This window comes from Paenarthrobacter sp. PAE-2 (assembly GCF_026013155.1).
GTDB classification, from domain to species: Bacteria; Actinomycetota; Actinomycetes; order Actinomycetales; family Micrococcaceae; genus Arthrobacter; species Arthrobacter ureafaciens.
In genome coordinates this window covers 108379-121266 of sequence record NZ_JAPDNV010000005.1, presented here as the reverse complement: position 1 = coordinate 121266, position 12888 = coordinate 108379, and the positions used below count along the sequence as shown (strand labels likewise).

The following is a 12888-nucleotide window of genomic DNA, read 5'->3' as shown; positions in this document are numbered from 1 at the left end:
CCCTTGACGGCTTGCGGTCATCCGTGAGCCGTCAAGGGAACGGCCGTCATCGAACACAGAGGAGTCGAAAGCGCCTGTGGCTAACGACAATGCAGAGACCTTGGCAGTAGAGCCCGCAGAGGAGGCTGCTCCCACGCAGAGTGAGGCGCAAGCGCCAAGGGAATACGGTGCCAGCGACATCACCGTGCTGGAGGGCCTCGAAGCCGTACGCAAACGCCCCGGCATGTACATCGGTTCCACCGGTCCGCGCGGTTTGCATCACTTGGTCTATGAAGTGGTGGACAACTCTGTAGATGAAGCTTTGGCCGGTTACTGCAGCCACATTGAGGTGACGCTCCAGGCTGACGGCGGGGTGAAAGTGGTTGACGACGGCCGCGGTATCCCCGTTGACATCCACCCCTCCGAAGGCAAGCCCACGGTTGAAGTGGTCATGACCATCCTGCACGCCGGAGGCAAGTTCGGCGGCGGCGGTTACGCCGTTTCCGGCGGCCTTCACGGCGTGGGTATTTCCGTTGTCAATGCGCTGTCCCGTCGTGTCGAGACCGAAGTCCGGAGGCAGGGCCACGTCTGGCGCATGTCTTTCGCCGACGGCGGCAAGCCGCAGGGCGAACTCGTCAAGGGCGAGGCCACGGAAGAGACAGGGACGTCCCAGACGTTCTACCCGGACGGCACCATCTTTGAAAGCACGGAGTTCGATTTCGAGACCCTGCGTGCCCGCTTCCAGCAGATGGCGTTCCTCAACAAGGGCCTGAAAATCACCCTGACGGACGAGCGCCCGGCTGCCCGGGCCGGTGACGACGAGCTCGACCTCGACGCCGTTGCCACCGAAGGTGAGGTAGCAGCCGAACACCGCACTGTTGTCTATGAATACCCGGACGGCTTGCTGGACTACGTCAAGCACCTGAACTCCAACAAGAAGGTGGAAATCGTCCACGAGGACGTCATCGCCTTCGAAACCGAGGACACCGAACGGCACATCTCGGTGGAAGTCGCCATGCAGTGGACCACCGCGTATTCCGAGAGCGTCCACACGTACGCGAACACCATCAACACCCATGAGGGCGGTACGCACGAAGAGGGCTTCCGCGCTGCGATGACGTCGCTCATCAACCGCTACGCACGCGAGAAAAACATCATCAAGGAGAAGGAAGACAACCTGACGGGTGATGACATCCGTGAGGGCCTGACCGCCGTCATCTCGGTGAAGCTTTCCGAGCCCCAGTTCGAAGGCCAGACCAAGACCAAACTGGGCAACTCCGAGGTCAAGGGCTTCGTCCAGCGCGTTGTGACCGATCAGCTCGGTGACTGGTTGGAGCGCAACCCCGGTCCCGCCCGCGATGTCATCCGGAAAGCCATCCAGGCTGCGCAGGCACGCATGGCCGCGCGCAAAGCCCGCGACAATGCGCGGCGGAAGAGCCCGCTTGAGTCCTTCGGCATGCCCGGCAAGCTCTCCGATTGCTCGTCGAAGGATCCTTCGCGTTGCGAGGTCTACCTGGTGGAGGGTGACTCCGCAGGCGGTTCGGCCAAGCGCGGCCGCAACCCGGAGACACAGGCCATCCTTCCGCTGCGAGGCAAGATCCTCAACGTTGAGCGTGCCCGCCTGGACAAAGCCCTGGGCAACGCCGAAGTGCAGTCCATGATTACGGCGTTCGGCACGGGTATTGGCGAGGACTTCGACATTTCGAAGCTCCGGTACCACAAGATCGTCCTCATGGCAGATGCCGACGTTGACGGCCAGCACATCACCACGCTCTTGATGACGCTGCTGTTCCGCTACATGCGTCCCCTCATCGAAAACGGTTACGTGTATTTGGCCCAGCCGCCGCTGTACCGGATCAAGTGGTCCAACGCCGCGCATGACTACGTGTTCAGTGACCGCGAACGGGATGAAACCATCCGCAAGGGTGCTGCGATGAACAAGCGGCTCCCCAAGGAGAACGGCATCCAGCGCTACAAGGGCCTTGGCGAAATGGACTACACGGAACTGTGGGATACCACCATGGATCCCGATCGCCGGACCCTCCTCCAGGTCACCATGGATGACGCACTTGCAGCCGATCAGACCTTCTCCGTCCTTATGGGCGAGGACGTTGAATCACGCAGGAACTTTATCCAGCAGAACGCCAAGGACGTCAGGTTTCTGGATATTTAGCAGCCATCATCCTGGCCTGAATATTCTTGAATCGACATATACCTGAAACGGAAATCTTAGATTATGAGTGACGAAACTCCTGAAGTCCCGGCGGAAAACCCCGAGGGTACGGATGCCGTACTTGAAGGCGACGTGCTGACGGACCGCGTTGAGCAGGTGGACCTGCAGACCGAAATGCAACGGTCGTACCTCGACTACGCAATGGCCGTCATCGTTGGCCGCGCGCTGCCCGACGTACGTGACGGCCTGAAGCCCGTCCACCGCCGCGTGCTTTACGCGATGTTCGACGGCGGCTACCGCCCTGACCGCGCGTTCAACAAGTGTGCCCGTGTTGTGGGCGACGTCATGGGTACCTACCACCCGCACGGCGACATGGCGATCTACGATGCGTTGGTTCGATTGATCCAGGACTGGACCATGCGCTACCCCTTGGCACTCGGCCAAGGAAACTTCGGTTCTCCCGGCAACGACGGAGCTGCTGCCCCGCGTTACACGGAAACCAAGATGGCCCAGTTGGCCATGGAAATGGTCCGCGACATCGACGAAGAGACTGTCGACTTCCAGGACAACTACGACGGCAAGAACCAGGAACCCACTATCCTGCCGGCGCGTTTCCCGAACCTGCTGGTGAACGGTTCTTCCGGCATCGCCGTCGGCATGGCCACCAACATCCCGCCGCACAACCTGCGCGAAGTCGCCGACGGCGTGCAGTGGGCTCTCGAAAACCCTGGCGCCTCCCGTGAAGAGTTGCTGGAAGCCCTGATGAAGCGGATCAAGGGACCGGACTTCCCCACAGGGGCCACCATTCTCGGCCATAAGGGCATCGAAGAGGCGTACCGCACCGGCCGTGGTTCCATCACCATGCGGGCCGTGGTCAACGTCGAAGAGCTCCAGGGCCGTACCTGCCTTGTAGTCACGGAATTGCCTTACCAGGCGAACCCGGACAACCTTGCGATCAAGATTGCAGAGCTGGTCAAGGACGGCAAGATCCAAGGCATCGCCGATCTGCGCGACGAGACCTCCGGCCGTACGGGCCAGCGTTTGGTGATCGTGCTGAAGCGTGATGCGGTGGCCAAGGTGGTGCTGAACAACCTTTACAAGCACACGCAACTGCAGGACAACTTCTCCGCCAACATGCTGGCGATCGTGGACGGCGTTCCGCGCACCCTCAGCCTGGATGCCTTCATCCGGCACTGGGTGGCGCACCAGATGGACGTCATTGCACGCCGTACGCGTTACCGCCTCCGCAAGGCCGAGGAAGAAGCGCACATTCTGCGTGCCCTCCTGAAGGCACTGGACATGCTCGATGAGGTCATTGCCCTTATTCGTGCGTCCAGCACCACGGAGGCTGCCCGTGAAGGCCTCATGGAGCTCCTGGAAATCGACGAGCTCCAGGCCCGGGCCATCCTTGATATGCAGTTGCGCCGCCTGGCAGCCCTGGAACGCCAGAAGATCCAGGACCGCCATGCCGAACTCGAAGCCATGATCGAGGAGTACAACGCGATCCTCGCTTCCGAGGAACGCCAGCGCCGGATCATCAGCGAAGAACTCGCCGAAATCGTTGCCAAGCATGGCGACGACCGCCGGACGCAGATCCTCATGGGGTTCGACGGCGACATGTCGGTGGAAGACCTCATTCCCGAAGAGGAAATGGTGGTCACCATTACCCGCGGTGGCTACGTCAAGCGGACCCGCAGTGACAATTACCGTTCGCAGCAGCGTGGCGGCAAGGGCATCAAGGGCGCGCAGTTGCGCGGTGACGACGTCGTTGAACACTTCTTCGTGACCACCACCCACCACTGGCTGCTGTTCTTCACGAACCTTGGCCGCGTCTACCGCGCAAAGGCATACGAACTCGCCGAAGCCGGAAGGGACGCGAAGGGCCAGCACGTCGCGAACCTGCTTGCTTTCCAGCCGGACGAGCACATTGCGCAGGTCCTTGATCTCCGCGACTACCAGCAGGCGCCCTACTTGGTGTTGGCCACCAAGAACGGCCTGGTGAAGAAGACCCGGCTGGAGGACTACGACACCAACCGGTCCGCGGGCGTCATTGCGATCAACCTGCGCGATGGCGATGAACTTGTCTCCGCCCAGCTGGTCAGCGAATCGGATGATCTCCTCCTGGTATCCCGGAAGGGCCAGTCCATCCGCTTCACGGCAACGGACGACGCCCTGCGCCCCATGGGTCGTGCAACGTCCGGCGTTACGGGCATGAAGTTCCGTGAAGATGACGAATTGTTGGCAGCGGATGTTGTCAAGGACGATTCGTTCGTCTTTGTGGTCACCGAGGGAGGCTATGCAAAGCGGACCGCTGCCGAGGAATACAGGCTGCAGGGTCGCGGTGGCTTGGGCATCAAGGTGGCCAAGCTTGCAGAGGACCGCGGGGACCTGGTGGGTGCCCTGATCGTGCAGGAAGACGACGAAGTCCTGGTGGTCATGGAGGGCGGCAAGGTTGTCCGCTCGGCCGTCAGCGGCGTGCCTGCGAAGGGCCGTGACACCATGGGCGTCATCTTCGCCAAGCCCGACAAGAACGACCGCATCATCGAGGTTGCCCGGAACTCGGAACGCGGATTGGAAGGCGAAGAGTCCGAGGACGGGCAGGACGATGACGTAACGTTGGCTGCAGAAGACGGCGCTGCCGAGGCGCTCGTCGAGTCAGAAACGCAAACCGACGCAGATCCGGATACCGAAGCCGGCGCGGCGCTGAATGAAGACAACACCGGAGGTAACGAGTGAGTAATTCCGACTCATATCCCAAGCCGAGCACAGGTGTCCCCGGCGGACTCCGGCAGCCATCAGGCAACGCCCCATCAGGAACGCCTGCCCGGCCCCAGCAGCGGCCGGGTGGAGCTCCCCCCGCTTCAGAGGCGCGTCCGGCTTCCTCCGGCGCTCCGCAGCGCCCTGCTGGAGCCCCTGGCCAGCGTCCCGCCTCGAGTGGCCAGCGACCGGCCGGAGCCCCGGGTCAACGCCCTGCCTCGAGTGGGCAGCGCCCCGCCGGAGCCCCGGGCCAGCGCCCTGCCTCGAGTGGGCAGCGCCCCGCCCAAGGCGGACCCGGATTGGTGAAGCCCGCCCCCAAGGCCAAGGTACGCCGTGCACGGCTGCTGGTCAGCAAGGTGGATCCATGGTCGGTGCTCAAGATGGCGTTCCTCCTGTCCGTTGCCCTTGGCATCGTCACCGTGGTGGCCGCCATCGTGCTGTGGACTGTTCTGGATCTCACCGGCATCTTCAATCAGGTGGATAGCCTGCTGGGGACGCTTGCAGGTTCCGAGGGCAGCGGTTTTGAGCTGAAGAAGATTGCATCCCTGGGTCAGGTGGCATCCTTTGCCACGATCATTGCCGTAGTCAACGTAGTTTTGTTGACTGCCCTTTCCATGCTCTCAGCCGTCTTGTATAACATTTCGGCAACGCTGGTTGGCGGCATCGGAGTGACCTTGACGGACGACTAGTGAAACTTCCCGGATTTACGCGGAAAAACGGCGTAAAGAAGGGGATCCGGGCCTCGATTTGAGATCGGGCCGGGATGTGCTGTACAGTCATATCTCGGCCCGATGAGGCATCGGGGCGTATAGCTCAGGCGGTTAGAGCGCTTCGCTGATAACGAAGAGGTCCCAGGTTCAAGTCCTGGTACGCCCACGGAACCCAGGTTCAGGAAACTGAACCGGAATGAGGTACTTGTGAAGAAGTTGCTGGTTGTAGTTGCAGCGGCGATCGCAGGTGTCCTGGTCTTCAAAAAGGCCCAGGAATCCGAAGCCCGGAAGGATGTCTGGAGCAAGTCAACCGACAAGGTCGACTAGCCGAAGAGCCCGGCGGGACCCGGTAAAAACGGGTCTGAACGTAGGGTATGATAGACGGGTTGCTTCTTATGGGGGCATGGCGCAATTGGTAGCGCACCTGCTTTGCAAGCAGGGGGTTAGGGGTTCGAGTCCCCTTGCCTCCACCATAAGGAAAGTCCCGGTCAGAAATGACCGGGACTTTTGCTTTTAACCAGCGGACTGCTTTTGGGTTATCGGTCATAGGACAAAACGTGTGTAAACCCCGGGCGCGTCATGGGGTCAGGAACCCGGCGCCCGCCGTAGGGCATCCTCCAAAAACGTCTTCAACTCGCCGTCGCCAAAGACGGGGGTCACCACGCCGAGTGCCAGCGTCGGCTGGGTTCTCGCCCCTGCTGCAGTAAGTGCACTGTTCACGTTGCGCCGGCTTTCGGCCACGCTCTCCGAGTCGCCCCGCCGTGCGGCTTCCAGCATGGCAATGGCCTCCTCCACCCCGCGCCCATATTCCGCAGCGGCAGCAGCCCAGTGCTCAGCGTCGGCAGCGAAGCCTGGCTCTGCCATCCGCGGCAGGAGTTCAGGCAGTTTCTGCAGCAGCTCAGCGCGACGGAGCAAATCTCCCGAAGGTGCCTTTCCGGCGTCGTAGTCCGACCAGAACTGCCGGATGTCCCGGCGGAGGGCGGGAGCCGAAGGCGTGAGTTCGTCGTCCTGCCAGTCTTGGTTCAGGTCCACGAATGCTCTCACGGCAGCTTGAACCTGCTGGTCCGGTCCGGCGAGCTGGGTGAGGGCGGCGTCCATGGATTCCTGCGGACGGTACGCCGGACCATTCCATGAGAAGTCCGCGTAGTTGAAGATGGCGGGCAGCGAAAGGTAGGGCTGGATCATGGGGTTGGTGACGATGCCTTGTACGGACTGGTAAAGATCGGCGTCCCTGCCGATCAGTGGCGCCATGAACAAGTGGTCCTGTGAAAAGTCGTTCACGGGGTAGTTGTCCCAAATGACGATCGGCCGGCCTGCGTCCTCACGGCCGTAGCTCCGCCGCGCACTCTGTGCCGAGTCCCGCGTGATCCTGTGCGAGACCACGTCTTCACCCGTCCACTGCACCACGATGGCGGGATCGAGCAGCCGCCCCAGCTGCTTCTTGTAAGGGTTGCTGCCGGAACCCGTGTAGAAGGTGGGCACTGTTTCCAGCGGCTGGAGGTCTTGCTTCCCCGCGGTGAAGCGCTCCTGCAAGGAATTCAGGAAGCCGGCCTGCGCCTTGGCAAGATTGGATGGACCCGAGCCGAACTCCTCCAGGTCCTCCGGGCATTGGACCTTGGTAGCAATGTCATCCAGCGGAATGACGAAGGACCGGACGCCAAGGCCGTACAGCGATTCGAGTTTGGTGATGGCGTCCTCGAGGTCCGCGTTCCGGGAGTAGCAAACATCGATGCCCGGTGAGAGCGCGTACGTAAACCTGAGATGGTTGGCCTCTGCTGCCTCTATGAGCTCCTGTAGTTCCGTGAGTTCCTGAGCTGAATAGAGATCCCGCCACTTCTCCCGGAGCAGGGGGTCGTCTTTCGGCGAATAGATATAGGTGTTCATTTTCTGCCGCCCTGCGAAGCTGATGACGTCCAGGCGGGCTTGGTGCGACCACGGCGTGCCGTAGAACCCCTCGATCACACCCCGGGTTTCCATCAGGGGCCAGTCGCTGACATGCAGCGCGGGGACCGATCCGGCCTTGAGCATCTGCCTCAGCGTTTGCACGCTGTGGAAGACGCCGTCGCCATCGTGGCCGACCAGGACCGCCGTCGGAATCCCCTCCAACTTCCCAGTGGCGACGACGTACCCTTCCGCCCGCTCCAGGGCCTCCCCGTCCTCGGGCCTCTCCGTTCCCAAGGCCCTCAGGGCGGAACGTGCCGGAGATGCCTCCCCGCCGAGTCCGAGATAGACGGCTGAGGAACCTTCCGACGGCTTGTCGAGGGCTGCGACCACCTCCGCGGTGCCACCGGCAGCGGCTATCACGTCCAGTAGCGCGTCCAGGGCCGGCTGGTCGGTTCCGGGGGCAGCGACCACGTGGACCCGTCCGGTGAGGGGTACTGATTCGCCGGACTGCGACACTGCGTGCTGCGGTACGGGATGAACCGCGGGCAAATCACCCCGGGAACGGTCCTCGCCGCCGGGCACCTCCCGCGCGGTGATGAACCAGCCGGCGATGACCGCAGCAACCAGCAAACCGGCGACGGAAAGCAGCAGGAAGCGGCGCCGCCGGGAGCCTGCGCGAGCGGATGTTGCATTCAATCGGTAGCCCTTTGGATTCGCCGTCTCCGGCCGACTGGAATGATGTGTCAAGACAATCACACTGTTTCCTCCACAGATAGGGGTAATGCGCCGTCCCCGCCGAACTAAGGTTGATCCGTGAATCTCCTCATTTCGGCCCTGGGTGTACTGGGCGTAGCCTCATCCGGACCGCTCATCGCCGGAACGCTCGGTGCTACCTCGGTAACTGCCTTGGCGATCGCGTTCTGGCGGAACGCCATAGCTGCCGTCGTGATGGCCGTTCCCGTGGCGGTCCGCGAACCGAGGCAATTCACAGGAATCACCCGCCGGGAGTTCGGCTGGTCCGCCGTGGCTGCCGTGGCATTGGCTTTCCACTTTGCCTGTTTCATCACGGCGTTGCAGCTGACGTCCGTCGCCGCCGCTACGGCGTTGGTTTGCCTGCAGTCCGCGTGGATCGCTGTTTTCCAGCTGTTCAGGGGAACCCGCCACCGCTGGCCCGTCCTGCTGGGCCTGGGCATCGCATTCGGCGGCGTCGTTGCCATCACGGGATTCGACATGGGCTCGTCCCCGGATGCGCTTATTGGTGACGTCCTCGCCCTGGCCGGCGGCGCCCTGGCAGGGCTCTACACCCTCGCGGGCGGCAAAGCGCGCCAGTCGATGGGAACCGGAACTTACACCACGCTTTGCTACGGGATGTGCGCGGCTTTGGTGGCTGTCATGGCGTTGTTCAGCGGGCAGCCGCTGGCAGGGTTCGACGCCGGAGGGTGGCTTGGGATTCTTGCCATCACCGTGTGTGCGCAGCTGGTAGGCCACACCGCCTTCAACCATCTCCTGGCGACCATGAGTCCGCTGGTGGTCTCCATGATCATCCTGCTGGAGATTCCGGGAGCAGCCATCCTCGCGGCAATCTTCCTCAATGAAACCCTGCCCGGCGGGACCTACGCCGGCCTGGCTTTGATCCTGGTGGGACTCGCCGTGGTGGTATCCGGGCAGCGGAGGGGGCGTGCGCGGGCAGACCGGCGCGAAGCTGAGCTGGGAACGGACTGAACCAGCCGCCGTCGTACTTTACGCGGTGTCAGAGACCGCCGCGGCGAACGCCGCCGGAAACTGCGTTGGCAGCGTGGATTGCCCGGAGTAGCTTAGCCGGGAAGTACACGGAGAAGAACACCACCATCGGTGCCTTCAGTGCCATCTTCTTGACGTTGTGGGCCTTGTAGGTGCGGTCAAAGCGCGTCACGTAGTAGCGATAATCCCGGGGCGAGTCCTCAAGCCGGCGGGCTGACATTCCGGACACCATCTGGGGCCAGTACTGGATCCGGAGGTCATGTTCGGCGAGGTGCAGTGAGAGATCGATGTCCTCATGCATTTCGTCCTTCTCATCCAGGCAGGCTTCATCCCTGATGGTTTCCCACGCCGAACGGCGAAGCGCCATGTTGGAGCCGAACAGGAAGTGGTACTGGTGCTTCGCCAGGCGCAGCATGAGCTGGCGCATCTTGTCGTCTGCCTTGAGGCCGAAACGGCGCATAGGCATGTCGTAGTACACCACCGGGCCCGTTGCTGCCTGAACGGTGGGATCGGCGAAGGCCTTCTGGACCTGCTCCACCCAGTCAGGTTCCAGGACCGAGTCGGCATCGATCCTGCCGATGATGTCGCCGGTGGCGCTATTGAGGCCGTAGTTCCGTGTGGGAATGAGGCCTTGGACGTCCGCTTGCTTCAGCAGGATGATCGGGCTCTCCGGATATTCCTGCTGCATCCGGCGAACAATCTTCGCCGTGCGGTCCTTGGACAAGTTGTCCACCACGATGATTTCCTTCGCAGGAACAGACTGATAAATGGCCGCGATGAGGCACTGGCGTATGACGCTTTCCTCGTTGTACGCCGGGATGACAATCGAAACGCCCGGAGGTTCCGCGCGCTCCTTGAGTTCACCCTCAAAGGGTCTATCAGCTGACATCATTTCAAATCTAGCACCCGGTCCCGGAGCCCCGGCGGACTGTTCGGCGTGGGAAGGCCGCTTGGCGGGAATGCAGGGCCGGGAACTTGCCTGGCTGGGAACTTGCCTGGCCGGGACCTTGCCTGGCCGGGACCTTGCCTGGCCTGGAAAACAATGAAGGGACCCCGGCTAACCGGGGTCCCTTCATGGTTTGCTGATCGAACGCGGCCGATGGCTTGAACTAGAGAGCGGAATCCTTGGAGTCCGTGCCCTTGTCCTCATCCTTGTGGGTGGCGGCAGCAATGTTCTTCACTGCCGTCTTTGCGTCCGTGGCGACGTTGGAGGCGTTGTCCTCGGTCTTCGCGAACGCGTCCTTGGTGGCCTGCTCTACTTCTGCCTTGGCTTCTTCCGGGGTGAGGTCGGAAGTTTTGGACTCAGCCGGGGCCGCAGCTGCTGCAGTTGCGGAGGCTGCTGCGTCCGCAGGAACCGGAGCGGGGGTCGGCGTTACCGGGGAAGGTGTCTTCCACGGGTCCTCCACCGGCTTGGCGGCCTTCCACGCAGCGACGCCGGCGGCAACCGCGGCGGCAATGACCGTGACAACCAGCCAGCCGCGCTTCTTGGGTTTCTGCTGGGTAGCCAGCTGCTTGCTGACTGCCTTGCTGGTCTGTTCCGCCACAGCCTTGATCTGCTTGCTGGTGGCCTGCGCCTGTTCCTGGACGCCATGGACGACGCCGGACTCAACCAGGCGCTGCGCAACTGCATCGACCTGTGCCGGTGCATTCTCCAGAACATGGTGGACCGCAACCGATGCGTGGCCCAGCTGTTCGGAAAGCTTGGGCAAGTACTCTTCCACTACCTTGTCCCGGGCAACGCCGATGGCAGGCGTGGCGCGGTTGAGCGTCTCCTGGATCTTGGGCGTTGCATCCTCAACAGCGTCGTGGATCTTGGGAGCCAGCTGGGCCAGCCCGTCCTGGATCCGCGGCGTGACCTTCTCCACGCCGTCGGCGAGGTTGTGTGCGGCCGACTTCAGTCCCTCTTGGATCTTGGGGGAAGCGGTGTCAATGCCGTGCTGGATTCGCGGAACAGCCAAGTTGACAGCTGCCTCTACACGTGGCGCTGCCCAGTCGCGGGCGTTATCCACGCTGGCCACAACTGTGTGCTCAAGGTCGCGGGCAATACGGTCTGATTTCTTCACAACTACCTCCCGATACACATGCTCGTTTGTTGCTAGCCTACGTGCCCCAAACTTCGTGGGCTATTCATCGTCAAGATTCTTGCCCGATTTCACCGAGCGCGGAACCGGCTTCACGGCCAGTGGCGGCGTTGACCCTGCATGAAAGAATGGGACGCATGACCATTGCAACAGCAAAAGCCACAATTCACACGAGCCTGGGCGACATCAAGGTTGACCTTTTCGGCAACCACGCCCCCAAGACCGTTGCCAACTTCATTGGCCTGGCCACTGGCGAAAAGTCCTGGACCCACCCGGAGACCGGCGAGGACAAGACCGGCACACCGCTTTACAACGGCACCATCTTCCACCGGATCATCAAGGACTTCATGATCCAGGGCGGCGATCCCCTCGGTCGCGGCGTCGGCGGACCGGGCTACAAGTTTGACGACGAAATCCACCCCGAGCTGACCTTCAACGCTCCGTACAAGCTGGCCATGGCCAACGCGGGCGTCCAGATGGGCAAGGGCACCAACGGTTCGCAGTTCTTCATCACCACGGTGAACACTGACTGGTTGTTCGGCAAGCACAGCATCTTCGGCGAGGTCACCGATGAGGAGTCCCGCAAGGTTGTCGACGCGATCGAGGGCGTCCGCACCGGCATGGGCGACCGTCCTGTTGAAGACGTCGTCATCAACAGCATCGACATCGAACAGCTCTAGTCCTTCATGAGCTACGGAATTCCGTCGGCCGAGCCGTCCGCTGACATCCCGGTGTGCCCCAGGCACCCGGACCGGCCTTCATACGTACGGTGCCAGCGTTGCGGGCGCCCTGCGTGTCCGGAGTGCCAGCGGGCGGCCGCCGTCGGGTTCCAATGCGTTGACTGCGTCAACGAACAAAAGCGTACGACGCCGGCCTACCGGGCCCCTTATGGCGGCGCGTTGGCCGTCGGCAAGCCCTTGGTGACGTACGCGATCATCGCACTATGCGTACTGGTTTACGTTCTGCAGTGGCTGCTGCCCGGCGAGGCTGTCTACCAGCAGTTCGCTTTTGCCAACGTTTTTGCTGACCGTGAGCCATGGAGGATGCTGACGGCGGCGTTCCTCCACTCCCAAAGTTTCCTTCTCCACATCGTGTTGAACATGTACACCCTGTGGATCTTCGGACAAGCCCTTGAGCCGTTGCTCGGGCGGGTCCGGTTCCTGGCCGTTTATTTGCTGTCCGCCGTGGGCGGTTCCATTGGATTCCTGCTCCTCACCCCGGACCGCCCCGTCATAGGGGTGGTGGGTGCCTCGGGGGCGATCTTCGGTCTCTTCGGGGCAATGTTGGTGGTCCAAAGGCACCGCGGTGGGGAAACCCGCCAGCTGTGGGTCTTGATAGCCATCAATGGAGCAATCGGTTTCTTCGTCCAGGGCATTGCCTGGCAGGCGCACCTCGGCGGATTGATCACGGGCGGCCTTGCGGCCGCTGCCATCGCTTATGCCCCCCGCGGTAAGAACCAAGGGCTGCTCCAAGCGGGAGGCTTGGTCCTGGTGGGGGCACTGCTGGCAATCGTCACCTGGTTCCGCGTTTCTGCAGGCTAGCTGCTGTGCTGCCCAAGTGGGTC

The 12888-nt window shown here is 62.3% G+C and carries 10 protein-coding genes and 2 tRNA genes; 9 read left to right on the top strand and 3 right to left on the bottom strand.

What is annotated here, in order from left to right; all coding sequences use genetic code 11:
• The first annotated feature begins 76 nt into the window (after positions 1-76).
• From gyrB to OCL88_RS04610, 6 genes are all read left to right on the top strand, one after another.
• Positions 77-2152, top strand: a complete 2076-nt coding sequence (gyrB, locus tag OCL88_RS04635; RefSeq protein WP_166184568.1) for a DNA topoisomerase (ATP-hydrolyzing) subunit B — start codon at positions 77-79, stop codon at positions 2150-2152.
• Positions 2153-2215: 63 nt separating this feature from the next.
• On the top strand, positions 2216-4888 hold the full coding sequence (gene gyrA, locus OCL88_RS04630) for a DNA gyrase subunit A (protein ID WP_264961762.1): 2673 nt from the start codon (positions 2216-2218) through the stop codon (positions 4886-4888).
• Positions 4885-5598 (top strand): DUF3566 domain-containing protein, encoded by a 714-nt coding sequence (locus OCL88_RS04625; protein WP_264961761.1) that lies wholly within the window; start codon positions 4885-4887, stop codon positions 5596-5598. Before gyrA ends, OCL88_RS04625 begins: the two co-directional genes overlap by 4 nt.
• Before the next feature lie 113 nt (positions 5599-5711).
• A tRNA-Ile gene (locus OCL88_RS04620) sits at positions 5712-5785 on the top strand.
• Positions 5786-5826: 41 nt separating this feature from the next.
• Positions 5827-5946, top strand: coding sequence for a DLW-39 family protein (locus tag OCL88_RS04615; protein WP_217376508.1), 120 nt, complete (start codon positions 5827-5829; stop codon positions 5944-5946).
• A gap of 70 nt (positions 5947-6016) precedes the next feature.
• Positions 6017-6092 (top strand) — tRNA-Ala (locus OCL88_RS04610).
• A 112-nt stretch (positions 6093-6204) separates the two neighbouring features.
• Here OCL88_RS04610 and OCL88_RS04605 read toward each other — a convergent pair.
• Positions 6205-8199, bottom strand: a complete 1995-nt coding sequence (locus tag OCL88_RS04605) for a beta-N-acetylhexosaminidase family protein (RefSeq protein ID WP_264961760.1) — start codon at positions 8197-8199, stop codon at positions 6205-6207.
• Positions 8200-8316: 117 nt separating this feature from the next.
• On the opposite strand from OCL88_RS04605, the gene OCL88_RS04600 reads away from it, so the two are divergent.
• Positions 8317-9225: a DMT family transporter gene (locus tag OCL88_RS04600; protein WP_264961759.1), complete on the top strand. Its 909-nt coding sequence runs from the start codon at positions 8317-8319 to the stop codon at positions 9223-9225.
• A gap of 28 nt (positions 9226-9253) precedes the next feature.
• On the opposite strand, the gene OCL88_RS04595 is transcribed toward OCL88_RS04600, so the two are convergent.
• Together OCL88_RS04595 and OCL88_RS04590 are read right to left on the bottom strand one after the other, a co-directional pair.
• The gene (locus tag OCL88_RS04595; protein WP_062094359.1) at positions 9254-10132 is read right to left on the bottom strand and encodes a glycosyltransferase; all 879 of its coding nucleotides are present in this window, start codon (positions 10130-10132) and stop codon (positions 9254-9256) included.
• Between the two features lie 220 nt (positions 10133-10352).
• Positions 10353-11306, bottom strand: a complete 954-nt coding sequence (locus tag OCL88_RS04590; RefSeq protein WP_264961758.1) for a hypothetical protein — start codon at positions 11304-11306, stop codon at positions 10353-10355.
• A gap of 155 nt (positions 11307-11461) precedes the next feature.
• On the opposite strand from OCL88_RS04590, the gene OCL88_RS04585 reads away from it, so the two are divergent.
• Both OCL88_RS04585 and OCL88_RS04580 read left to right on the top strand, forming a co-directional pair.
• The gene (locus OCL88_RS04585; RefSeq protein ID WP_062094361.1) at positions 11462-12004 is read left to right on the top strand and encodes a peptidylprolyl isomerase; all 543 of its coding nucleotides are present in this window, start codon (positions 11462-11464) and stop codon (positions 12002-12004) included.
• Positions 12005-12010: 6 nt separating this feature from the next.
• Positions 12011-12865: a rhomboid family intramembrane serine protease gene (locus OCL88_RS04580; RefSeq protein ID WP_166184581.1), complete on the top strand. Its 855-nt coding sequence runs from the start codon at positions 12011-12013 to the stop codon at positions 12863-12865.
• Positions 12866-12888: the final 23 nt, after the last annotated feature.